Source organism: Hoyosella rhizosphaerae (assembly GCF_014643175.1).
Classification (GTDB): Bacteria; Actinomycetota; Actinomycetes; order Mycobacteriales; family Mycobacteriaceae; genus Lolliginicoccus; species Lolliginicoccus rhizosphaerae.
Genome location: NZ_BMJH01000001.1, coordinates 514783 through 538591, shown reverse-complemented (window position 1 = coordinate 538591; position 23809 = coordinate 514783). Strand labels below are relative to the sequence as shown.

Annotated in this window: 25 protein-coding genes; 10 read left to right on the top strand and 15 right to left on the bottom strand. The window is 56.2% G+C overall.

What is annotated here, in order from left to right; all coding sequences use genetic code 11:
• The first annotated feature begins 818 nt into the window (after positions 1–818).
• Positions 819–1457 carry a hypothetical protein gene (locus IEW73_RS02495; RefSeq protein ID WP_188670352.1) on the top strand — a complete coding sequence of 213 codons (639 nt, stop codon included), beginning with the start codon at positions 819–821 and terminating at the stop codon, positions 1455–1457.
• Positions 1458–2323: 866 nt separating this feature from the next.
• Here the strand turns inward: IEW73_RS02495 and IEW73_RS02490 are convergent.
• Complete coding sequence (locus IEW73_RS02490; protein ID WP_188670349.1) at positions 2324–3001, bottom strand: hypothetical protein; 678 nt, start codon at positions 2999–3001, stop codon at positions 2324–2326.
• 542 nt (positions 3002–3543) lie between these two features.
• Here IEW73_RS02490 and IEW73_RS02485 point away from each other — a divergent pair.
• Positions 3544–3867: a DUF4158 domain-containing protein gene (locus IEW73_RS02485; RefSeq protein ID WP_188670347.1), complete on the top strand. Its 324-nt coding sequence runs from the start codon at positions 3544–3546 to the stop codon at positions 3865–3867.
• A gap of 18 nt (positions 3868–3885) precedes the next feature.
• Positions 3886–4314, top strand: coding sequence for a hypothetical protein (locus tag IEW73_RS02480; protein WP_188670345.1), 429 nt, complete (start codon positions 3886–3888; stop codon positions 4312–4314).
• 537 nt (positions 4315–4851) lie between these two features.
• Here IEW73_RS02480 and IEW73_RS02475 read toward each other — a convergent pair.
• On the bottom strand, positions 4852–5571 hold the full coding sequence (locus tag IEW73_RS02475) for a hypothetical protein (protein WP_188670343.1): 720 nt from the start codon (positions 5569–5571) through the stop codon (positions 4852–4854).
• Positions 5572–5649: 78 nt separating this feature from the next.
• The gene (locus IEW73_RS02470) at positions 5650–5880 is read right to left on the bottom strand and encodes a hypothetical protein (RefSeq protein ID WP_188670341.1); all 231 of its coding nucleotides are present in this window, start codon (positions 5878–5880) and stop codon (positions 5650–5652) included.
• 488 nt (positions 5881–6368) lie between these two features.
• Here IEW73_RS02470 and IEW73_RS02465 point away from each other — a divergent pair, with 488 nt between their 5' ends.
• Genes IEW73_RS02465 through IEW73_RS02455 form a run of 3 tightly spaced genes read left to right on the top strand, consistent with a single transcriptional unit; the run spans position 6369 to position 8545 of the window.
• Positions 6369–7007, top strand: a complete 639-nt coding sequence (locus tag IEW73_RS02465; RefSeq protein ID WP_188670339.1) for a hypothetical protein — start codon at positions 6369–6371, stop codon at positions 7005–7007.
• The gene (locus tag IEW73_RS02460) at positions 7004–7519 is read left to right on the top strand and encodes a hypothetical protein (protein WP_188670336.1); all 516 of its coding nucleotides are present in this window, start codon (positions 7004–7006) and stop codon (positions 7517–7519) included. The genes IEW73_RS02465 and IEW73_RS02460 overlap by 4 nt, the downstream gene beginning before the upstream one ends.
• Before the next feature lie 36 nt (positions 7520–7555).
• Positions 7556–8545, top strand: coding sequence for an alpha/beta hydrolase (locus IEW73_RS02455; protein ID WP_188670334.1), 990 nt, complete (start codon positions 7556–7558; stop codon positions 8543–8545).
• A gap of 24 nt (positions 8546–8569) precedes the next feature.
• Here the strand turns inward: IEW73_RS02455 and IEW73_RS02450 are convergent, their stop codons facing one another.
• The 3 genes from IEW73_RS02450 to IEW73_RS02440 all read right to left on the bottom strand — a co-directional run bounded on the left by IEW73_RS02450 (position 8570) and on the right by IEW73_RS02440 (position 11063).
• Positions 8570–9598 carry an alpha/beta hydrolase gene (locus IEW73_RS02450; RefSeq protein WP_188670332.1) on the bottom strand — a complete coding sequence of 343 codons (1029 nt, stop codon included), beginning with the start codon at positions 9596–9598 and terminating at the stop codon, positions 8570–8572.
• A gap of 37 nt (positions 9599–9635) precedes the next feature.
• Positions 9636–10547, bottom strand: coding sequence for a hypothetical protein (locus IEW73_RS02445; protein WP_188670331.1), 912 nt, complete (start codon positions 10545–10547; stop codon positions 9636–9638).
• Positions 10548–10634: 87 nt separating this feature from the next.
• Positions 10635–11063, bottom strand: a complete 429-nt coding sequence (locus tag IEW73_RS02440) for a hypothetical protein (protein ID WP_188670329.1) — start codon at positions 11061–11063, stop codon at positions 10635–10637.
• Between the two features lie 1058 nt (positions 11064–12121).
• Between IEW73_RS02440 and IEW73_RS02435 the strand changes: the two genes are divergently transcribed.
• The 4 genes from IEW73_RS02435 (at position 12122) to IEW73_RS02420 (ending at position 15223) form a co-directional block, all read left to right on the top strand.
• Entirely contained in the window at positions 12122–12532 is a 411-nt protein-coding gene (locus IEW73_RS02435) for a hypothetical protein (protein WP_188670327.1), read from the top strand.
• 998 nt (positions 12533–13530) lie between these two features.
• Positions 13531–14166 carry a hypothetical protein gene (locus IEW73_RS02430; RefSeq protein ID WP_188670325.1) on the top strand — a complete coding sequence of 212 codons (636 nt, stop codon included), beginning with the start codon at positions 13531–13533 and terminating at the stop codon, positions 14164–14166.
• Positions 14163–14525, top strand: a complete 363-nt coding sequence (locus IEW73_RS02425) for a hypothetical protein (protein ID WP_188670323.1) — start codon at positions 14163–14165, stop codon at positions 14523–14525. Before IEW73_RS02430 ends, IEW73_RS02425 begins: the two co-directional genes overlap by 4 nt.
• A gap of 20 nt (positions 14526–14545) precedes the next feature.
• The gene (locus IEW73_RS02420; protein WP_188670321.1) at positions 14546–15223 is read left to right on the top strand and encodes a pyridoxamine 5'-phosphate oxidase family protein; all 678 of its coding nucleotides are present in this window, start codon (positions 14546–14548) and stop codon (positions 15221–15223) included.
• On the opposite strand, the gene IEW73_RS02415 is transcribed toward IEW73_RS02420, so the two are convergent.
• The 9 genes from IEW73_RS02415 to IEW73_RS02375 form a co-directional block, all read right to left on the bottom strand.
• Positions 15224–15793: a hypothetical protein gene (locus tag IEW73_RS02415; protein ID WP_188670319.1), complete on the bottom strand. Its 570-nt coding sequence runs from the start codon at positions 15791–15793 to the stop codon at positions 15224–15226.
• Positions 15794–15842: 49 nt separating this feature from the next.
• Positions 15843–16394, bottom strand: a complete 552-nt coding sequence (locus IEW73_RS02410) for a hypothetical protein (protein WP_188670317.1) — start codon at positions 16392–16394, stop codon at positions 15843–15845.
• 50 nt (positions 16395–16444) lie between these two features.
• Positions 16445–17026, bottom strand: coding sequence for a hypothetical protein (locus tag IEW73_RS02405; protein ID WP_188670315.1), 582 nt, complete (start codon positions 17024–17026; stop codon positions 16445–16447).
• A 46-nt stretch (positions 17027–17072) separates the two neighbouring features.
• The gene (locus IEW73_RS02400; protein ID WP_188670313.1) at positions 17073–17675 is read right to left on the bottom strand and encodes a hypothetical protein; all 603 of its coding nucleotides are present in this window, start codon (positions 17673–17675) and stop codon (positions 17073–17075) included.
• A gap of 355 nt (positions 17676–18030) precedes the next feature.
• On the bottom strand, positions 18031–18630 hold the full coding sequence (locus IEW73_RS02395; RefSeq protein WP_268236276.1) for an ATP-binding cassette domain-containing protein: 600 nt from the start codon (positions 18628–18630) through the stop codon (positions 18031–18033).
• A gap of 53 nt (positions 18631–18683) precedes the next feature.
• Positions 18684–19058: a YxeA family protein gene (locus IEW73_RS02390; RefSeq protein WP_188670309.1), complete on the bottom strand. Its 375-nt coding sequence runs from the start codon at positions 19056–19058 to the stop codon at positions 18684–18686.
• A 37-nt stretch (positions 19059–19095) separates the two neighbouring features.
• Positions 19096–21159 (bottom strand): bacteriocin-associated integral membrane family protein, encoded by a 2064-nt coding sequence (locus IEW73_RS02385; RefSeq protein WP_188670307.1) that lies wholly within the window; start codon positions 21157–21159, stop codon positions 19096–19098.
• 59 nt (positions 21160–21218) lie between these two features.
• Complete coding sequence (locus tag IEW73_RS02380) at positions 21219–21512, bottom strand: lactococcin 972 family bacteriocin (RefSeq protein WP_188670305.1); 294 nt, start codon at positions 21510–21512, stop codon at positions 21219–21221.
• A 168-nt stretch (positions 21513–21680) separates the two neighbouring features.
• Positions 21681–22424, bottom strand: a complete 744-nt coding sequence (locus IEW73_RS02375) for a class I SAM-dependent methyltransferase (protein ID WP_188670303.1) — start codon at positions 22422–22424, stop codon at positions 21681–21683.
• Between the last annotated feature and the right edge of the window lie 1385 nt (positions 22425–23809).

Genomic DNA, 23809 nt, shown 5'->3' with positions numbered 1-23809 from the left:
TAGGTCGGGAGTAAGGTGATCCACTGGTCTGCACATTGGCTGGCGACTACTTAAGCCTGGTCGGCATCGCTCTGCAAATGATCGTCGCACCACACAACCGTAAACACCGCTGAGCTTTTGCCGAACGTAGTTGCGCAGCATGGGTCGGCTTGGGCAACTCGAACTCACCTACAAGCTCCGGCAGGGTTGACACTGGTCGGTAGCCACCAAAAGCGGGGACGCAAATTCCGTAACTGCACGCTCGTGCCACGGGGGCAACCTCGCGACGGAATCCCACCACCCGGTCAAACACGCGGAAACATATTCCGGCCACATCGGCGAAACGCGTCGTTCCAAACTAGAGAGGAACTCATCGGATGGGCACCGACCGGGCATGGCAAGAAAACAAAGTACACATTCCACTGCGTACAGTCCGGGAAGTACTTGATTATCACGATAGTTCGCGACTTCCGTCGACGATGAGCGCAGGGGTACCTGCACTCCGTAGCATACTTCTCGCATCGCCGCGTGGCGATTTGGTTTTGCCAATGGATCCGCAGTTCGTTCACGATTGGAAAACAAGTGGTCTGACCCCGCAGGTTGCGGTCGCCTGGGCGATGGCAGGGTTCACCCCAAAACTAATCCCCGCACTTCGAAACGCAGGCGCCTGCTTAGATGTGACCGGATGTCGGTCTTATCGGGCCTTTTCATGCCATCGTGAGCTCCAGCGCTCCGGAAGGAGTTCTCTGCCTAAGGGATTCAACTTCCATGCGTTACGTTTAGGTGACCCTTCAGTTAGGGGGTTAATTGCCGGTATATCGATGATGGAAAACCAAGGCATGCAGCGAGCGGATATCGTAGCGACGCTGCAGACAGCAGCTTGTTGTGCCACGGACTTCGACCGCCACCGCTTATCGAATCTCCATGACGTCCTTCCGCGGCTGACAATCGCCTACCTCCACAAGCCAACTTTGGGGCTACTGGCTGCGATCAACTGGATTGTCGTATGCTTCGCTGCCGCTAGGGATTTCGTGGAGCATGGACGCGTCCGACCAGCCATGCTCCGCATGATCGCCCAGGTCGGCGCAAATAGGCCCAGCGACGGTGCTATCGGAACTTTGTTTCAGAGCAGTCAGGAACCGGCGGCGCTTGATCTCCTCGTACCTGCGATGCTGGGGGCTTCGGAGCGCACACTTGATCTTGTAGCGGCGCGACGAATCAAGGATAAACCACTTAACCCGCTTGCCCTCGCGGCGATGCTGTCTTCTGGCATTGCTGCAGACTGGATCGAGACTATGATCGGGTCGGATGAGGACGCGAATGAGATTTTGCGAGACGAGGGCGTTTTAGTCGCTGATCCGCGCGACGCATTGGGCCTCATAGCGACACTCGTGCTGAGTTGTGGGAACGATGGACCTACCGATCATTTGCCGCACGAGCTCTTCCAAAAGCTGACAACGGGGTTTCTGGTTAGCTAAGGCTTACTCAATTTGGTGAACACCAAGTTGGGAGGATTGATGCTCCTGCTGAGGGTATTTGGGTTCACACCGCATTCCTGTATGAGCACCTGGCGGCACGGAATCCCCTAAGCTACCTGCCCGGAAAGCATCGGGCAGGTCAAGGCTTGTCCATGGCCGCGAATACATATCCATTGGTGGCTAGCTAGCGGTCCCAAATTGTGGCCACCGGTTGGTCGCCGGTTTTGGCCGGTCATGTCCCTTGTTTTTCGTATATCGTTGCAGCCAAACCTGGTCTGTGCGGTGACGGTGGTGGTGCCATCTATTCGCTGTGAACCGCACAGGGGCAAAGTTACTCTTCCGGAACTGGATTGCAGCGTTGGGTGGTTTACCCCACGGGCGCCGATCGCGCCGACAAGTTAAATCGGGCTCCTGGGGGGTTAATCATGCAGGTGCCTACTCCGCATCAAATCCACACCAAAGGACCCTGTGTTTACGCCTACGTTGTCTGCTGCTGTTGTTGCCGACACAATAATCCGCAGTGGCGAGATTAGTGCCACGATCACTAACTCGGTGTTACATGGTCATTTAACGGTCGTGGTCTGAGCCCGGCTCAAAATCCGCCTCGCTCAGTGCCCGTCGTGGGGTCACCGCTGTATTTGAGTTTAAGTGCTCCGGGCTGCCGCTTTGTCATAGCTGGCGCCCGGAAAGTTCGTGCGCACAACAACGTCAGTCTGGTACGCCGGGTCTGGGCGGCCACGAGACGGTGTGCCCGCTTCACTCCGCGACGGCTGATGATGACCGCGTGACGATTTCGGGGATGGTCCGGGAACTGGAATTATCGTGAGACGCCTTCAATGCCATCTCCGTCCGCGCGACCCAGCAGGTCAAAATCTACGCCGCCTGATTCCGATCCACTTGTGGGGATCACGTGCCTCTTCGCCTGTCGATACCGAGAGTATCCAGCGCCGCTTGGGGTTAAAACCCGAGTGTTTCAGTCGCTTTGACCATTCATGAAAGTCATCGGTTGGTTTTTTGAGGCCTTCCCTATTTTTGAATTGATTGGAGGCATCTTTCGTGGTTTTGAGATCGATTAATACGCAAGAATCCTTGTCGAGGCCAGCTACGAGGTCCGGCCTCAGAATTTGAGGATAGTGGTCCCCTGGCATCGCTAGCGACGGTTGGGACCACAACCAGGTCCACTTTTCCTCCACGGCCTTCTCTTCTATGGCTTCCGCAGCCCGCGCAGCAGTGGAGACAAGCTTAGCGAGGAGCCAGCTCTGATCGTCCAGGGACAGTTGAAAAAAGTCGTTTTTGGTCTTCGACCACCAGGGGCCAGCAGGGTCTACTGCGAAATCCGCGGTTGACCAATCTCGTTCCGCAGTCGGCTCTTGAAGAATGCGGTGGAGCGCATCAGCGGCGTTAATGATGTCGGCAGTAATCGGAACATTGTTCCACCACGTTTGACGTATTCCCTCACAGAGCACATACGGCTTGGAGTACGGCATGCAGACAGCGCGGTCAACTAAGGTACCCAACACAGCATACTTCTTATAGGGGGTCATAGCGCAGATCGTAACGATTGGCACTGACACTAATAAGATTCGACGAAATGGAGTTTTGTCAAAGGTCAGTATGGTGTTGCCGCTACTCGTGTGTGAACCACTAGTTTCTTGCTGGTTTTCTTCTACTGGTTCGGGCTTGATTCATGTGGCAGCTGTCTTCGTTGATCACCAAGGATTTGCATTGGTGCTGCAACCAATCGTGCTTTGAAACAGCTCCCAAAACGCCCGCGGCGTGCGCAGGCAAGGACGACATCGCCAGTATCCCCCGCAGAAGCCATGGCGCGGCAGTTGAAACGAATTATTCAACGCCATTCTGCGCGAACAACGACTGTAACTCAACGTATTTCGTAGCATGGTAGAGACCCCATCGTCATCATGAGGCTCTCCTGTGTGAGCGGACGGTGGGTTACGCAGCCTGGCAGTCTCAGGGGCAGATCGGCTGTCCAGTGCCGCCGAAACCTCTCGAACACAGCACGATGGAGTTCAGTCGAACGGAAACTGGCGCCAAGCAGAGACCGAAACGCCGCGCTGTGGAGGTCAATGTGTTGAATCAGTGGGGGGTGGGCGGCCGCGTGGTTGTGGCGTACCGAATTGTGGGTGATGAGGGCCGGACCGAATTCTTCGATGCGCTGTCTCAGGTCGAACTGGATAGGTTTTTCATCTCGATGACACCTTGGCGGGAGTTGGTCGCGACCCGGAGCCGGATTCTCAATCATCCTGCCTATGCTTTGCAGCTCCTGACTGTGCGTTATCGCGACACGTTCCTACTGGATCCTGTCAATACTCCAGGAGGGTTGGTCAACTATCTTGCGGAACAGCTCGAGATCGCGGATCCGTCGTACGTGAAGTCCGGTAGCAACTGGTAGAAAACTCAGTTCGAGAATGTGTGGGAGATCCAGCGTCGGTTGCGGCCGATCTCATTCGCGCATGTCGAGGCCGAACTGCTGGAGTCGAATGTTGATCAATCTGAGATAACCGGCGCCGACCCGAATGCACTCCCGTCCGGTGCGATGGTATGGCTGCGAGAACACAATGCTCGACTACCGGATGTCACTACTCTGGAACGTCAGGTCACAGACGGCAAACTGGAAGCCGACCGGAGACTCTGGGAGAAGCTGGCGGGTCAGCTGAATACCATCACCGCCGCGGCGCCGCCCCTCTGTGGAACCCGAGCAGAATTGGTCGCTCTCACCGACACGCTCCCCAATGCCACCCTCGGCACCGTGAAGGGACTCGACCAACTAGAGCCTAGAGGGAAGTCTGGACAAACCGTGGACTGGCGCGTCCACACCTATTTCCTAGAATATCGATAGTTACAGCGAACAATCGAACTGTGCTCCACACGGCCGACCATATTCGAAGAGTCGGGCATTCGTCGACTAGCCTGAGCCGCGACAGGACCTGTGTCGTCTCAGTTAGTCCGGCCGGGAGGTTTTGCGGCTCACCTGAGCCAGCGCCCGCAAGCTCATCACCGCACTCGGCGCGCCACCGCTCAATCTCGTCCGGAACCTTCTCGTCGTCTCCAAGCGTCGAATTTTTCAGTTCTGGACCCCGTGTGCCGTATCGGCGCAGGTTCGCGATGGACAGCGCAAGGAACGGCTATCCCCGGTTATTGCCCGTGCGGTCGACGCTTTTGGATAAGCGTTGACCGATTCTTCCAAACTAATTGGGGTACGTGCATTCATCATCGGTAGCCGAGCTCTGCGGTTTTCAAAATCCGGACGAGGTGACAGTATCGAGCGGGTTCACCATCCGGACCGCCCCCATTGAGTGGTGGTCATAACGGCGAACCGTGAGATTGTTAGTGCCCGAGAGTCTGCTATGCGATGTCACCACAAGCGCGACACCACTCAGCGGGCTGGAGAGCGGATCTCTAAAGCACCGTTGGTGCAGCGCGCCGCGTACCCCAGTTGCCTCTGCATCTCCGCAGTCGTCGTGGTTACACAGTCCCAGTCACCGACGGGACGGATGTCGGCGTTACCGAACTGTCCGGTGTTCGTCGAAATGTAGGTGTCCATCAGGTCCAACGCGTCTTTACAGGAAATCCCTCCGGATGTGACTTCAACGAAACGTCGTCCTGTTGCTGCGCCGCACAGTTCACCTGACTGCGCGGGCTTTGTGGAATCTTGATAAGGGGCGTGCATGGGTGGGCCAAGCTGTGAATTCTGTTCCGCTTGTTGTTGGTGGTCGGCAGGGCGTGGCGTTGTATCTGGGTGCTCAAGCTGCGAACCGTGGGTGATGAGCACGTCATCGACAAAGGTGAATCCTGCGTTTCCGTTTTGGCAGTCAATCCCACCGTCAAGTGCAGTGCACTCTGCCCCACCGATCCGAAGTCTCTGACTTGGTGCTAGCAGCACAGCTCCAGGTGGTACCCCTGAACTGATGCTGGGGTAAAAGCCATCACGGCGAACCACAATCGTGTCGGGCGTACCAGAGAAGGGATGGTTCACAACATGCCGAGTGTCTTGGGGGAATAACACCGAGCAGTAGATCGTGTGGCCCTGATCTGCTGAGCCAAAAACGCATTCGCGGCCGGATTCCAGCGCGAACCGATAATCCCCGTTCCCCATGATGTTAGGTCTCAGGTTCCACATCCACTGGTTCCGCGGGGTGAGTTTCAGTCGCGGTTGTCGATTCAGCTTGTGCAGTCACAGGAACGACAACGGTGGTGTCGGAATCCACACCACCAGACTCTTCCCCGCTTTTACGCTGATCAAATTTTTTGTCCTTCCTTGTGCACCTATTTCTTGGGCAATCTCGAAAACAACCGAGGCGAGCGCCCCTTCAACACTGGCAGGTCTTTCATATGCGAGCCCATTCGGCGGCAGGTCGACCGGCAGGTGCCCATGATCGGGCTTCATCTCCGCTTCGGCCAGCATGCCGTCGAACTCGGCGACGGTATGGTGGTAACCAAATGTTCTGGTGCTGAACCCACAACGCCGTTGTGCGCGTGGACCTGTGTTGCATGTGGTTCATCGTAAAAGGCGCCTACGACAAGTTCGGGTTGCTGCACCGACCCCAAAACCAAAATCGGCCATGCTACGACCGAAGATCACGTCTTCTTCGCAACGGCGCGGACATACTTGTCTTTTTCGCCCAAACGCAGGGCCACAGTGTTTCTGTGATGGTGTCGATCAGTCGGGCTAGGCAGGCCGCGAGGCCGCATGTGGCGGGGCTACGCCCTGCCCAGCTTTGCTTCAGCGAACATTGCTCACGTCGTAGATGTTCGGCCAGTACCTTTCTCGGACTTCGTCCCAAGCTCTCACTGTAAGCAAGCATCTCAAAGAGAGTAGAGCAATGTTGCATCGTTTGCAGGTGCACGTTCGGACATGTACGTTATTAACGATCATTGTGTCCTGGGGGGGAAATGAACTACTCGCAGTATGGCGTCGCTGACAACATTGAACGTCCACAAGGTCCTGTAGTAAGTTTTGCAAGCGTCTATAGCCCTGCGTTGAGTACTTACGGCAGGAACGCGCTACCGCTTATTGCTGGAACTGCAATCTATATGGTGGCAGGAATCGCGATTGGCCTGGTGCCGCTGATCGGATGGGTCATCGCATCTTTGATTATGGTTGTGTTGACATGCCAGTTGGTTGCATGCGCTTCCACAGCACTCCAGGGAAATCGACTTACTATCGTCTCGATGTTCGACTTCTCGTACTTGCCGAGAATTTTGGCAGCTCAGTTCGTGTACACCGCCACCGTCGTGGTCGGCATTATTCTATTAATCATCCCGGGGATTATCGCATTTGTTCTGGGGGCTTTCAGTGCGCAGGCCGCAGCGCACGGTGCTAACCCCGTTCGTGCGGTAACGACGAGTTGGCGGCTCGTGGTCGCGAACCCCGTACATGCGTTGCTCGCAGTTTTCACAGCGATGGCACTGGCGATTGCCGGTAGCCTGTTTCTCGGATTTGGCTACGCCGTGACCGGTCCCTTGGCGTGCTTGATCCTTACGGCGTTTTACCGAAGCGCAACGGGAGTCTCAGAGAGTCCCACGCCGTGACCGGCACAGTGCGAGCTGTCGCGATGCGCACAACTGTCGACGAGTTCGCGCGGTATCGACGCAGTGGAAAACCCCGACCGCCGTGGTCTACTCGAATAGCTTCCGCCCTATTAATGCTCAACGCAGTCCTAGTTGCACTTTTGGGCGCATGGTGGCTATATCGGGTCACTGCATTGCTTGACCGATGGAGCTTTCGGACGATGCATGACTACATCGAAGTCGCACGTACAATTGGAGCTGTTCTGCTGGGGTTCTCCATTGTCATCAGCATTGTCATTGCAATAGCGGCACATCAGGGTCGAAAGCGCGCACGGATCTTTGTGACCATCTTTGCCGTTCTGGCGATTCCTGCCTCTGCCCTGGTGGCCCCGCTGGCGTTGTGCGTTGGAACGGGGCTCGTGGCTGCAGCAATGCTGTGGTTGCCCGGCCATCATGCATATGTGCGAGCCGTGGCGGCAAGAAAGCAGCAGACACCTAAAGGCCCAGCTCCTAGTTACCAGCTACGGGGGTAGCCGCGCCGTTGTCCGTCGCTGTGGCACTATCGAGTGATGCGCCAAATAGTGGCTTCCAGACTGGAATTATTACGCCGCGTGGCGGTGACGAGGAGTCGGCACACGGCGGCTCTGTATGTTCGCCGTCTCGCTGCACGTGGCACGATCACGTTGGCTGAGGTTCGTGCCATGCGTGTGATGCTGGAGCGGTATATGACGCGGCCTGAGTTCCGAGCTGATCCGTCGACGAGCGTGGAGCAGGTCCGCGAGCGGTTTGATGGCGGGCAGGTGCGCGGCGAGTGGGTGGAACGTCCGGGTGTTGGTTCACGGGATAGCGCTGTTGTGTTGTATGTACACGGCGGCGGATTCGTGGCTGGTTCGCCCTTGTCGCATCGTGGGCTCACGAGTGAACTGTCGGCCCGCACTAAGCGGCCTGTGTTTTCGCTTGACTACCGCAGAGCGCCTGAGTATGTGTATCCCGCTGCTGGGGACGATGTTTTGCGTGCTTATGCTTGGCTTCTTGAGTCCGGGCTTAGTGCGCAGCAGATTGTGGTGTGTGGTGATTCGGCTGGTGGGCATCTCGCGCTCGGCCTTTCCCCTCGTGCACATCGGGCTGGTCTTCCTGTTCCGGCCGGTGTAGTTGCGTTGTCTCCCGTGGTCGATCCGACGATGGAGCTCAGTGGCCGTTGGGTTGCCAGCAATAGTGCAGATCTGCCCGACTATTTCACTGACGCTGGGCGCGCATTGATGGCTCCGAACTGGAAGGGGGTTGAGGCTGCCCACCCCGAACTGCTGTTGACCAACGATGACCTGTCAGTGATGCCGCCTGTGCTTGTCCAAGCGAGTGACAATGAACTGCTGGCCGGTGACGCCAAGACCTATGTCGACAGCTTGAATGCGATCGGTGGGAATGCTCGACTCAGCCTGTTTCACCGCAAGTTTCACGTATTCCAGGCCGCACACCGGGTGTCACGGGCGGCGTCACGAGCTCTTGATGAGGTCGCCGAGTTTGTTGAATCTGTGAGTGCAGCCGAGGGTGGCGCATAGCGATGTCCCGCAGTCTGAGCCGCTTCAGCGTTCGCCGATTCGGTCACGGATAACGGCGGCGATCTCTTCGGTCGCGGCGCGGGCGTCTGGGTCGACCAGCATGCTGACGAATCCGTGCGGCATGTTGTCGAATCGGCGCAGTGTCACGTCGGCGTCAGCGTCCTTGAGCCGCTCCGCGAAGGCTTCACCCTGATCACGTAGAACATCCATCCCTGCTGTTGCGATGTAGGTCGGCGGCATCGTCGACAGGTCGGTTGCCGCCATGACGAAACATCGCGGATCTTCGAAATCGGAGGGGCGCGATCCGTACCAGGCGATTGCTCGAGCCACAGCCCCGCGGTCCAGCGGTTTGTGGAAAAGGTCGATGGAACGGTGATTGCCCACATCCGCGTCCACCACAGGGTAAATCGGCACTGCCAGTGCGGGCCGATACTTCTCATCGTCGCCAAGGTGCAAGGCGACAGCGGCGGCTAAGTTGCCTCCCGCACTGTCCCCGGCAATAGCGATGCGCTGAGGATCGACCCCGAGCTCAGACGACTGGTCAACAGCGAAACGGAATCCCGCGAGCACATCATCGAATGCCGCTGGGAATGGGTGTTCCGGCGCCAAACGGTAGTTCAGAGATAAAACTTTGGTTCGCCCCCGGTCGGCGAGAAAGCGAGAAAGTCCGTCGAATCCTGCTGTGCTACCGAGGTGCCATCCGCCACCATGCACATAAATCAAAAGGCCACTCGATTCCACGGTGGACGGCGCATACAGTCGTGCGGAAATCGGTCCCGCGGGACCTGGAACTTCGAGGTTCTTAGCAGCGACATCGAGACCTTTGACATAGCCGACCAGGTTCATCAAAACGTCCATACGCTTGCGTTTCAAAGGTGTTGGTCGGCGAAGCGCTTTGAGATCGTGACTGCCAATGTTGGCTAGGAACTGCAACCGCGGAGTCATCCGCTGACCGTCAATGGTCGGCCGGATCGGGGCCAATAGTCTCCACACCGGATCGGGGGCGGAGAATAGCGTCCGCGCCGCTCCCCTAGCTGCTAGATCCAAATTCACCGGACCGATTCTCACCACGATGTTCCCCTGTCGCTACCTACTCACTTCGCTGCAACTGCTGTTGCAATGCCCTCAGTGCTTCGTCGCCAAACTCAGCACCGTGCACGGCGATGGCCCAGTCAAACGTGGCCGTCGACCACCTATGGATAGTGCCGCTCCAATGCAAATCCCACGGTTCATCGCTTCGTGGTCTCCTGGCAAATAAGCACACCATAAAACCGCGGCTAACGCTTGCTTCAAATGCACCTGTCGCCGAATCCAGTGTGCGGATCGTGTCGGGTGTGAGGTCGAGCTCTATGGGAACGACAAGCCTGTTCCCGGTGACGTGCTCGCGAAACCAGTTGAGATTCGCCTGTTCCGCCTCGATCGCTCGCGCACGATGTTCCGCCAACATTTCTTCTTCAGATCGACTTGCCCCGGTCCATGTGAACAACCCACTATCGAGTGGTTGCCCCACCGCGACGTCTGTATACGCAATGGACAACCCCACCGCGTCATTTCGCTCAGCCAGGACGGCACCTGTGTCTGCATCTACGACGAGTTGCATCGGTGACGGCTTCCTCGGTGGTGGCGCCAGTTCCACTTCCCAGCATTTACGCCCCAGGAAGTCGATGTCGAGCACTGCGCCGGTAGGTTGCGTGAAGTCATCGCCCAGCCAATCGCCAGGCAGTCGTGGATAAATCATGTCGCATTCTGGACCGAGATACCGGACGCGCTTGGCAGGGCCCGACACTGGAGGTTCACCATCCCGGAATTTCCAGCTGTTTTGCCCATCAGAGATGAACAGCACTTCGCCGCTCGGGTCTTCGACGCGAAACTTCCCACCAGGTGCTCTCCACACCCTCACGTCGTTGGTCGTCTCGCCCGCTTCGTTGGAGCGGATCGTTCCCCGAATCGACGTATGCAATTCTGCCGACATCGCAGTCAGCACCTCAACCCACGCCGACATACCGTCTCCTCTGCAACTATCAACGACCCCGCAATGCGCAGGCCTGGTTCTGCGCTAAGCGATTTCACTCACGTACGCACATACGAACTAGAGATCGAAATACCAACGGACGTGGTACCAATCGCCCACAATGTGGTTCACCGAGACTAGGTGGGCATCGCTGGGCGGTCCATCCGGTGAATAGGCCCACCCACCAGAGCCCCAAAAAAATACAGTGGTCGCGTCAACAAAGAAGACCTGACCATCACTTCTGTCATAGGCGCGATAGATCTCGAAACCGCCTAGGCGAAGCGAGCCAATGCTGGTGTAGCCCGGTTGCGCGTGCAGTTCCTCTACTACACGCTCGAATTCCGGTAGCGCATTATCGAACTTTGGCTCAAACACCTGGATACCGACGTACGTCATAACAACCAGAATGGGGCTCAACGCAATCCGCCAGGACCAGCGCCGCGCCTTGCGCAAAGAAACAACAGATTGAATCAACCAGTACAACCCACACACGGCGAGTACAGCCATCGCTGCCAGCCAGACTAAAACGACACCAAAATCACGCGGCCACCACACCAGACGCGCTGATATGAGAAACCCACAAGCCACAGCTACAAAAGACAGGTGAATCAAGCCAGGTCTGCGCAAATAGGAAGGTTTTCGGTCAGCGCGCAACGACATTCACTCCCGTACATAGTGAGCGTGACATCTTCGGCCAGTCGGTGTGCGACCGCAGACCTACAGTCGAAGCATAAGCCAAACGGGCGCGCCGCCGCGGGGCAAGTGGACTTCGTCGGTGATGCGGAACCCCGAAACGCTCGTAAAGCGGAATGCTGCGTTCGTTGCTGGATTCCAAATACGCGGGGGTGTCAATAGATTCGAGTCGGTGCACTAACAGTCAAGGACAGCCGCAGCAGCTGGCGCGTCGAGCGCACCGAGCTGACTGGTCCTCACGCCCATCACGTGAGGTTGTCATTCCGATTAGCGTCAGACTGCGTAACTATCGTCACGATGTGCGGATGGAAGAAGTAGCCCCGAAGGTTTGCCCGCAGGGGCACGATCTGACGCTGGCGAACTCGTGTTTAGTTGGTTGGGACTCCATGCGAACACCTCCGTGTCGGATCTGGATTTGCACTGCATGTGACGCCGAAATGAGCTCTGATCGCGTGACGCTTCGGCGATCGAAGTAACCACCGGCGCAGGGCCTTGAGCTCCGCGGTGATTTGGACCGGATCTTTTCTGCGCTACCGACAACGCATCACTGGTCTGCTCTCGATCTCGGGAGACCAGGGGAAGTCGTTCGAAGGTCACGGTTTCAACGCCCCTTAGCGGACGCCACCTTTTCGATGACCTCTACAGCGCGGGCGACGCCTCGTAAGGCTGACCGTACGCACGACTGAGACGACCACCGGTTTCGTGTGGTTCCGCCAACTCGTAGAGCCATCTCCTGGGTGAAGTGCATAGGCCGACGAGTGCGGGCCGTAAGCAATCGCTCTCCCGATCGAACGAATCGAATGCTGGAATGCTGCCAGGGATCTAGGGTTATTTCAGAACTGACACAGAGGACCTTCGCGGAGGAGACAACGGTGGCTGAGGTTGAAGTGCACCATGATTCGGCTGAAGATCTAGTTCTCGCAGCGATCGGTCTTGGGCGAATCGTATGGGGTGCGACGACTGTGCTTGCCCCTTCCCGCGTTCACGGCGCATTAGGGGTGGCATATCCGGGCCCAGACCAGGGAATCTGGATTAGAGCATTCGGTGTGCGCGATGTTGTCCTCGGTGCGGCTGCGCTGCACCCACATGCGGCAGTCAGGAGAGCGACGCTCCACGCTGGGATCATGATGGACCTGTTTGATGCCGGGGTGGTTCTTCTGGCGGCACAGCAAGGACTTCCCCGCCGTGCCTCCGCAGTCGGCGTGCTATTGGCGGGTGGGACGGCAGCGTTGGCCACCTCGGGTCCTGCCATGGTGAGAAAGTTCTCTCACCGCGGCCGTTGATGCCACAATGTGGCACCTAGGGTCTCAGAATGAGCCGTTCGCGATGCCCTCCCCTGGTTTTCACGCCGAATTTCGAGACACTCCAGTAGTCCGTTCCTGATGGGTTCTCGTGTGGGGCATACGAGCGCGAATGCGACAATGTCGTAGCCTTCGGACATATGGCGTCCCTGATGGAGGATCATGGGCACCTCATGGTGCGCGCTGTACCAACCTGGATGGCTGGAGGCATTACGAACAGTCCTCCGCAACAAAGGTATTCGCTAGTCCAGACGCACTGGTCTGATTGGGGTCGTGCGGTCGCTCCTCCCAAGTTGGCGATCCCACACTAGGCATCCCCGCACGTGGATACTTCATCAACTCGCGCGATGGCTTCGCTATTGCACTAATTCACCTGGGTTTTCGCTGCCTACCGGACATCATGCCTCAGCAAGGTCAACTAATTTCACAAGACATCGGTGTCGCCAACGGGCTACTTTCAGGCTGCCGCACCACACATCAGCATGCGTGAGCCGCTGGAAGGTCGCTGCCACCTGAAACGTCTTATGGACTCACAACGATGTAATTGGTGTGAAAGCGTCGGTACGGAGAATGTTTCAGGTCGGATACCAACTGATCGCGCACGCACCGGCATCCAATGGCACTTACAAGGCAACATTGACTTGTGGCGATCGCGTGTTCGTGACTGGCCCGCACCCTCATTGTTCTTCGGGGCTCACGTATTACCGCGTTAAGGATGAGCCGCGGTGGGTATTTGCCGGGCATGTTAAGTCTTTGCGCCCGGTGAGCCGGATCGACTGGCTGAATTGGTGGTCCGCCGCATGTGCCTGGTGCAAGCGCACCTTCTCAAACCTGTTGCGATACAGCGTGACTCCGGTGCCCAGCAACTGACTCCGGTGGTGCACCGTCGTGCCTGACCGTGGGAGCTCCGTCAAGACACGCTAGCGGTTCACATGTACGGTTGCGTTATCGAACGTATCGGCGGAGGGACCGGGGTCGGGATGAACGATAGCGGCTCACACTTGTACGGGTTACCCCATAGGGTTGCGCGAGGTGTCGTTGGCCTTGCTGTCACTTTGGGTGGGGTCTACTTCCTCGCTGTTCTTGCGGGCCCTATGCTGTCGAGTTCTTTGCACGTCCCGCCCGGTCCGGGTGTGTGCGCGCACGATGCTGCGGTTCAGGCAATCGAGTTTGACTACCCTAATTCGTTGTTGCCGGGTGCCTCGGCCGTGGTGCGCGGGGGCGCTGAGGTATGTGTGATTGACCCGGGCGCAGCGCAGGTGGCAGCGAGTTATCTTCAATGGTGGTCAGGTGCGCTGTGGTTGTACGGAGCTTTCATCGGCGCAGCGATCGTTTTGAGTGCAGTGCAGCGGCATGGCGCATCGTCGCCACGTTCGCTAAAGACGACGAGGGCTTTGGGTTGGTATCTCCTGATTGGATCGATCGCCGTTCATACGATCTCGGCGCTCGCGCACTGGAAAATCCTAGACGGGGTAACTACCACGTGGTCGAATCCGTGGGTGGCGTTGCTGCAGGTTCACCACGTTCCGTGGACAGGCTTGGTAATGGGTTTGGCCCTACTCTTGGTTGCGAATGTTGCTCAGGGTGACCGCTCGCCTATCCGGAGTTCGGTATGACGCTCGACGCCGCTCAGAGTCCGCCGAAGTGGAGTGCGTGGCCGGGTGTTCTAGGCGGATTTCTGATTGCAGTCTTCCTCTATGTCCCATTGGCGCTGATGTCGATGCAGTTTTTTGAAGTACCCCATCCTAGCCCTGTCCCGATCGCACAACGCGACCCGTCAGTAACGGTTCCAGTCGAATATTGGTGGAGTTGGGCTCTGTCGTTCGTAATTCTGGCGCTTCCGGGAATTGCGCTTCTAGCTGAGGCGCGCGCGAGGCGGACCGCATGGGGTTACGTGATTGCGTTATTCACAGTTGGTGGTGTACTTGGTGCAGCTTTCATGAGCTTCGAGTATTACGGTTTTGCTCCGAGTTGATATGAGGAGGACGGTTCACCTTGGTCGACAACAATCACTACCACCATTTGGTGTTCGGTCAGAATGCCCTAGACCGTCAACGTCGCAACGGGAGCTATGTTGCCTACGGTGTCCACACGGAACGCACCGACGACGGACCGATGGGGTTAGGGGCCCGGGAAGCGAACCTTATTAAGAAGGCGACCCAATTTTATGCCGCCACAATCACACCGTCAGGCTGGCCCTATTTGCAGTATCGAAGCGGTCCGCAGGGATTCCTCCACGTGCTCGACGATAAAACGATCGCGTTCGCCGATTTTCGGGGAAACAACCAGTTTGTGACGGTCGCAAACCTTGAGCACAACAAGCGCATCGCACTGATACTGGTGGACTATCCACGCAAGTTGCGTCTAAAACTGTTCGCGACCGCCTCGGTGATTGAGGGCAGCGATGATCCGGAGCTTCTTGAGACTTTGCGTCACACCCCATCGGGCACAATCGCAGCGAAGTGCGAGCGCAGCATCGTGCTGAAGGTCGAAGCTATTGACTGGAATTGTTCACGAAGCATAATTCCTCGCTTTGACCGCGAGTACGTCAAGGAACTTTCTGCGCTGTACGCGGCCGATGCCGCACGGGAGCGGGAAACATTGCAACGGCGGATTGCTGAACTCGAAGCTGAAGTAGCAACACTTTCAGGCGGTCGTGACGACCAGAGTTAGCTACTTCCGGTTTTTGCGGGCCTGACGAAGCTTCCGCTGATGCACCGTCTCGCTTGCTTGAATACCTAACACTGGGTGATCAACCAAACTCTCCATCACAGCCCGACTTCGGTCAGACCGCAACCGCGACAACCCACTCAACAGAATTATCCGACTGCCATCCAAACTGTCATCAAGGATCAAGGAAATCAGGTCCTCTTCCCGCTCCCGCGTCACAGTATCGACCAGCGCCGACGCGAACCCTTGCCTCTCATCCCCGCCCGTGGCGCGCACATACATGTCGCGAAGCGTGTCCCAATACGGACGCATCTCTTTCACACCCAACGCCGAAGCGAGTGCGCCCATAATACGATCGGGATACCCACCCCGCTCCAAATGCTTCAACACCACCGGCAACACGACACTAAATCCCTCACCGCCATAGCCCAAATGCCACACCGACGGCACCTCAAACCCCACCGCCCGCAAATCAGCCAAAATCGGCTGCTGAGCCTCCCGAAGCTTCCGCACCATCTCTTGGCGCTTGGCCTCCACCGCCTCAAACTGCGCCTGACGCTCCAAATCACGCATCACACCACTCTCCCGACCCCGGCCCGGCCCAACCTGACCGGGCACATTTTTATCCCCAGATGCGCGGCTGACTGTTCGACACTGATGGTTCCCGAAACTCGACCGCATTATCTTCACCGAGGGCGTACTCGGCCACGACCCGGATCGCCGTACCATCGTTATGCTCCACCTGAAACTCCACCGCATCTGAATCAGTCGACGGAATCCGGACGTTAACTAGAACTGCAACGGCTAGGTAATCATCGGCCCCAGCTTCAATCGCCTTATACAGCTCAGCGAGTACCGCTTCCGTTTCCGGAAACTCGGTCTCCATATCCGGCGCTATGAGCGCACCTTGGTTTCCCTCCAGCAACGCCACCGCCACTGGGTAAAACTCTCCATACTGTGCGAGGTGATCCTCAGCCACATCGAACGCTACTCCAGCTAACTTGTCCAGATCATCAACGGTCTGCTGTGAAGCAGTTTCCCTCCACGATGCCACCATGTTTTCCCTTTCGTCGTTTTCGAAACCTCGTTGCTCCGAGCCATGGTCACTGCCACATCCGACAGCAGTGACCATCAGAATCGCAACACCAATACAACCTCGCCACCAACGGTTCATGCAGGTCACCACCCACTCAGACCTGAACCCACCACCAACGGACATCGACATCACCGCGCAGCCGACTTCCGGTTTTTGCGGGCCTGACGAAGCTCGCGCTGATGCACAACACCCGTGGCCGCCTTGCCCAGTACCGGGTGATCAACCAAACTCTCCATCACAGCCCGACTTCGGTCAGACCGCAACCGGGTCAACCCACGCAGGAGCAATATTCTGCTGTCATCTAGATTGTCATCAAGGATGAGGGAAATCAGGTCCTCTTCCCGCTCCCGCGTCACTATTTCAGCCAGCGCTGCCGCGAACCCTTGCCTCTCATCCCCGCCCGTGGCGCGCACATACATGTCGCGAAGCGTGTCCCAATACGGACGCATCTCTTTCACACCCAACCGAAACGCGAGAGCGCCCATAATACGATCGGGATACCCACCCCGCTCCAAATGCTTCAACAACACGGGCAACGCCGCTGTATACGACTTAGGCCTACTCCCCAATGACCACAGAGAGTCAACGTCAAACCCCACCGCCCGCAAATCAGCCAAAATCGGCTGCTGAGCCTCCCGAAGCTTCCGCACCATCTCTTGGCGCTTGGCCTCCACCGCCTCAAACTGCGCCTGACGCTCCGAATCACTCATCACACCACCGTCCCGGAACTGAACCCACCACCAACGGACATCGACATCACCGCGCAGCCGACTTCCGGTTTTTGCGGGCCTGACGAAGCTTGCGCTGATGCACAACACGTGTGGCCGCCTTGCCGAGTACCGGGTGATCAACCAAACTGTCCATCACAGCCCGACTTCGGTCAGACCGCAACCGAATCAACCCACGCAGGAGCATTATTCGGCTGTCGCCCAAACTGTCATCGCGAATCAAGGAAATCAGGTCCTCTTCCCGCTCCCGCGTCACAGTCTCAGCCAGCGCTGCCGCTAGTGAGTCCTTTTCATGTGGACCAGTCGCGCGCACATACATGTCGCGAAGCTTGTCCCAATACGGACGCATCTCCTTCACACCCAACCGGGAAGCGAGCGCGCCCATAATACGATCGGGATACCCACCCCGCTCCAAATGCTTCAACAACACCGGCAACACGACACTGAAGCCCTCACCACCGCGGCCCAAACTCCACACCGACGGTACGTCAAACCCCACCGCCCGCAAATCAGCCAAAATCGGCTGCTGAGCCTCCCGAAGCTTCCGCACCATCTCTTGGCGCTTGGCCTCCACCGCCTCAAACTGCGCCTGACGCTCCAAATCACCCATCACAGGTTTGACCGTATCCATTACACGATTCCCTCGACTAACGCATTCGCCAATAACATTCAGCCAAAGATGACTGCTGTTGTATTGATTCAAACCGGATTATTAAAAGAAACAAACCCAAAAGTGATAAGCAACACTAGTTTCCGTCTAAAAAGTCGGCAAACGGGATAAAGCCCCTGCGGTGCCTGGTAAACGCTGGATGTACGGAATCATAACGGTACGTTTCTTCTAAGAGCACCAGGGAGACAACAGCGTCGAGGGATGCATTTTCTAATACCCGTTTCGTGAAATGTCTCGGCTTTTATGCGTGAAATACTTGTGAAGTCATAAACATCTTTCGGTGTTATTTACAGATAACAATACCGGATTTCCGAATTTAGCTCCTACTAGCGTTACTGTGCGTTGGTAGTGAAATTTCGGTATCGCATTGTTTTGCTACGAACCGGTCGTGGGTTGAGAGGACTATGGCACATCCGCTATCCCGCAATGCCTGAAGAAGCGTCAGAATCACGTCTCGGTTGATAGGATCGAGGGCCGCGGTGGGTTCATCGGCAAGGATGATGTGAGGCCTTTTGATGAGCAGGCGCGCGACGGCTACACGTTGTTGTTCCCCGCCGCTTAATTCGTGGATCTTTCGGGCACTGTAGCCGCGCAGTCCGACTGTCGCCAAAGCTTGTTCCTTGGATTCGCGCCGGTCAGACTTTGGAGTATCGGAGTAGGTAAGCGCAATATCAAGATTGGCGTCGACGGAGTCGGACTCGATCAGCGCGTAGTTCTGGAAAAGAAATCCAATCTTCCTACGGTAGAGGCGTGTTCGGGTTCGCTCCTTTACACAGGTGGTGTCAACTCCGTCGAGCAGGATACGTCCTTCGTCGATCGGTTCGAGCATGCCGAGACAGTTTAGGAGTGTCGATTTACCACATCCGCTGGGCCCGGTTACGCAGGTCAGAGAGCCAGAGGGCACGGTGATGGACACTCCTTGGAGGACAGGTCTTGAGCCGAGTGTTTTGTAGATGCTGTGCGCTTCGATCAAGATTCTTCACCAGCTTCACGGTCAAGTTTCATTCGCGTAGCTTCTGGAATGTCACCTTGCTCGGGGTATTCGATCGATGAGACATAGGTGCCTTTATGTCGAACTTTGATGACGGTGTCTTCGGTGCCCCAAGCAGTGAAATCCAAGGTGTATGGCCTGTTGGCACCCAATTCGTCGACAGGATCCGCGTTGCGCACCTCACGAGCACCGGGCTCGACTAGGACATACGACTCTGTCGAACTTACAAGGGGGTTAAATCTGTCGACTGTCGAAATGTTGTATCGAGATAGCATCAGGCCTGTGATGGCTACTGCCACCACCGCCAGAGCCATGACAACGCGAAAGGTGTTACGGCGTCGGTTTCTTTTCATATGAGGACTTCCCTTCAATCCTTAATTGCTTCAACGGTTACGAGCGGACGAGAGAGCTTTGTGTTCGGCTTTCGTACCAGGAAGTAGCGGTGAGGGTTAATGTGAGTTCGGCAGCAAACAGCGCCGCGCAAAGATAGAGAACGCTGGCTATACTCCCGCCAAAAACTAAGATGAGTGCTGTTGCGGTTCCGGTGGCGAGGAGAAGCCCAGCGAGCATGGTGACTATGAGTGCGCGGTGTCGGCTTCGCATTGGCCATCCGTGCAGGCGCCGCACAAAATTCAGGTTTTTGTTTCGTTCGCAATAGAGCATCGCCAGGAGAGTTGCTGCAGCGAGACTCGCAATGACAACCGCGATCAGGACCGCTACTTGGTTTCGTGCTGCTGCCCGTGACTCTTGCAACTCCTGCTGGGCAAGGCCTTGTACTGACGTCAAACGCGGAAAAAGATCATCCAATCCTAGGTAGGCGACGTCCTTTTGCAATGAACCTCCGTCAGTGAACAAGATCTCGCCCCGGGACGCAGCTGCAACATAAAAGCCGTCTGACAGGAGCCGTTTCTGCGGATTCGCGACAACTATGACAGGGTCGTGAGCAATCGAAGCGGCCAGCGAATTCGCAGGGTTGTATGTAAAGCGTTCTTGGTTTGCCTCAATGATGAGGGGGCGGGTTGTGACCTGGTCGCTCTCGATGGGAGTCCGTTGCAGATGCTGCTCGAACACAACCTGATCGGTCAACCCAGATTGAATCGCGTCGCTCATTCCTGAAAGACTTTCGGGAATGAGGAGAACAAGCTCAAGATCGGCTGGGCTGAGATTTTCAACTCGGTGCCCGTCGGTATCAATTACTCGATTGTCGGACAGATAGCTGTCGTTAACTACCATGATGTTCCCGGAGGTGTTTGTAACATTGTCAGCGCTTGGTACGTGCTGCTGATTATTCAGAGTCAAGAGTGCATGCCCGGACTCGCTGTACGCGTTGAGGAGTTCACGGAAAGTGGCGTGGTAGTTAATTTCTTCCTCAACACTGAGGGCATGTGCCAGTGGGGACATGCCTAGCCATACGTAGTCGCGCGCTTCGTCCCAGTGCTTACCGTTCGCAGTTGCTTGCGAAGAGGTAGAAACTGCCTGTAACGCGGCCCAGGTCAGCAGTACTACCATGAGGCTCAGGGTGACCTTGATCATCAGTGTGAACCGGTATAGTTGATCGGCGGAAGAGTGCCCCTTCAGCGCACTGACGATTGTCGGCGCCAAGGCAAGCAACACTCCAGCCACGGTACTGACAACAACCAGCAGCAGTAGGCCTAACACCGCGCCGCCGAATACCTGCATGTACATGCCAATGCGATTGAGGCCGTTGTACCAGCTGAGGAACAATGTTGTACCGGTGCCTACAAAGAGCACTGTAAACACCAACTCGCGTACATTCATCCACTCTTGCTGGAACAACACCCTTCTTCTGCTGTAGCCTTGTAGTCGTTGAACGGCAAGAGATCTCGCACGTGACAGTGTGGAATACATCATCACGATGGAGATGATGAACACGATCACAACGAATAGTGGCAGCAGGTGAGTGTTTGCAAGCACTTGGTGAACTTTGAACACTAACGGTGCATCGTTCGGTGCAATGCTGGTGCTGAATCCTTGTTGTTGCAAACCCTGTATAGCCCGAGCAGTGCTGAGGTCATCGCCGACCATATAATAGGCTCCGCGGACGTCCTGGTGAGTAAGTAGACCGGCGTCGAAGATTTCTGTATGCATCGAACGTGCAAAGTGATCGTAGGCGCCGCCAGGCTGGATGCGCTTAGGCACCGAGGACTGGTCTCCGAACAGGTAGAAGGACCTCTCATTCTGGTCCTTTTCATAGACCCGTTTAAAGATGACAACATTCGATTCGTCCGCCACGGAATTGATCGAGGCGTAGAGCGAAGCATTTGACTGAGTCATGTCGAATGAGTCAATCGAAACAACCGTGTCCGCCCCGACAAATTCACTGCGGTCACTGGCAGTCATAAACAGATGAGCGAACGCCGCTGCAAACACCACTCCGATGCCCACCGCAACCCTGACTAGCTTGTGCACACTGCCCTCACTTCCGTTCGCCATGCTGTCCATAAGGACGAGCCTGGGACGGGCGAGCATCCCAGGCTCTCGTCACCAATCTGTTAGCGAACGTCGTAGTAGCTCTTGTTTCCCGACCACGTTGCATAAGTTTCAGCCCTAGCTTCGACGCCAGGGGCTTTCCACCACGAGTCTTGATAGTTTCCATCGCCATTCGAGACAGACGCACGGTGCTCCTTCTGGTGATGCTGGTAATAGGACCACACCTTGCTTGAGCTAACTCCATAGTTCCAAGTACCACCGTCAACATTTACGATGGCGGCAGCAGCGACGCCGACCGCTCCCATCGAAACTCCAGCTGTAAGTACGGCAGCCGTGACCACGCGATTCATCTTCATAGAAATCCCCTTCTCGCATTGAAATTGACAGTCAGCGGACTTGACGCAAGGCAGACGATTGTGCGCTGGCTCCGGTTCGATCCGCAGTACCAGCTTGTTCTCTGAAATTGGCTAAGGGAACTCCTGACCCATCTTTAGAACAACAGTTGCGCACCATGTGTGATTGTGTTACGCGGGTCGGGTGCACTCGATGAGCAAGAAGAGCGGAGCGATGAAGTTTTCGCGCCACCAACTACTCTCCGACATCTGGTTCGTTGTTGGGTGTGGTTCGAATAGGCCTGTGATGACAAAACCTGCGCCAGTCAACATGCCGACGTATTGTTCAAGTGAGTAGAATCGCTGCACTGTCGGCATCGGCGATGTGTGCTCGGCGACGCGCAAATGTTGTTGCACAGTGCGCCCGTCGAAATAGTCAGTCACCGTGAAGTGCGTGCGCGCGGATGTATTATTGTCTGCTCTACCTGAGTAGAAGCATGGATGCAAGCTAAGCAGCAGCATCCTTCCCCCGGGTCTTAAGACTCGCGAGAACTCAACAAACCGCCGTTCAGGGTTCGTCAGACCATGTGGCAAGCGATTGGAGACGACTAGGTCAATACTCGACTCTGACAAGGGTAAATCGGCCACGTCAGCATGGTGAAAAGTACTGGTCGCGGGATCAGACTCGGGGTGCAGACGCGCGGAATTGAGCAGTGGCTCGCTGGTGTCGACACCGTGTACATGACAAGCCCCTAGTGCCACCAATCCTCTTGTGAGATGACCCTCGCCACAGCCGGCATCCAGAACAACTAAGTTTTTGCAATCTCCGATTGAATCAAACAGAGCTCGGTCGGTCAGTTCAGTTTGAAAACGATCTAGCTCTTCGCGAACAATGCGAATCCAAAAACTAGCATTAGCCGCATAACTCGTCGTCACCTGCTCATCGCCTAACACAAAGTAGCTCGCTTTCGTTTTGCAGGGTTCTGTGCCTAACGCTTCGCGTTCGTCAAACCGACAGTGGGCGCAGCGTTTCAAGGAGCCGATCGATTTCTCTACCCTCGCGAGGGCCGTCTGAGCTATCACGACGTTGTTGTAACGCGGCGACTAACATTGGTAGGCGACTTCCAATCGTGCAACCTCGGCTCAACATGAGTGGGATAGCCAAACCAGATACGTAGAATAGGTAGGCTTCGCTCTGCGTCCGAACGTCGGAGGCAACTTCTTCAGCTGTCCGAGGCAAGCTGATCTTGGCGCTGATAACCGACTCTAAGCTACGCTGAATGGTCAAATCACCTGAATATGTTGCCAGCGACCACAGCTCGTTACACGCTAGTACTTGACTACTCAGTACCAGACGCCGGTATCGTTCTGCAGCATCATCGTCGCCCCTGAGGATTCTTGCAATCATCTCACTACGCAAAGCAAAAGCATCGTGGGCATTTGGGCGCCGAGGTATAGCTAAAGCATTCACTTCTTGGTTCGCGCCATATTTGGCAAGCTTGTGAGAAAGGATTCCGCGGCCCACTACCGCAGACTGGTCGTGCGTGCCCGAACTACAACTAATTCTAATGATCAAATCTCGAGCGCGTTCTAAGAAATATTCTCTACCGACGAAGAGACTGTTATGTCCAGGCGCGAAGAGAGCATCAATCGCAGTGTCTGTCGAACTACCCCAACAATAGGAGAAAAGATGAAGCGATCGCTTAATATCTCCCCGCATGACCGCTGCACCAGCTAAAAGAGCAACAGCAACACCGCCACGACTGGAGTGACTATGGAGGAGTGATCGAACCGCATCGAATTGGACATCAAGACCAACTGCCATACATTCTCGTACCGCTCGATCGAGGCTTGCTTTATCGCTCCGATACTGGACATATGGCGACACGGAAGGAACGACAGCGATTACTTGCTGCAGCAAAGCTCCGGAGATATGGTCCAGCCAATCTGTTAAATGCCATAAGCGAGCGATGGTGCTCTTCGAAATTCCTGAGACATGAACAACATCGGCAAGACTGAGCCCCGCAGCTTCCGCTATTTCGCCTAAAGAGACTGCGCGGCCATCCAGTCGAGACGCGAAAGTGTCCGATCGGTTTAGGCTCCTTGGCATAGGGACATCATCGCCCAAAGTGTTGCCGACCGCAGAGCGTAGAACGCTGCCAACAGCACTGTATCCACAGTCACGCGAGCATACGACCTGCTGCGGCACTATATCTGGGCAATCGAACCCGACGAAATGCATTTGCAATGCCATTCGTGCACTAACTCAGTTGGCAGCGTCGTCGCGCCCAACTGTACAGCGAAAACGCGAGAACGGACTC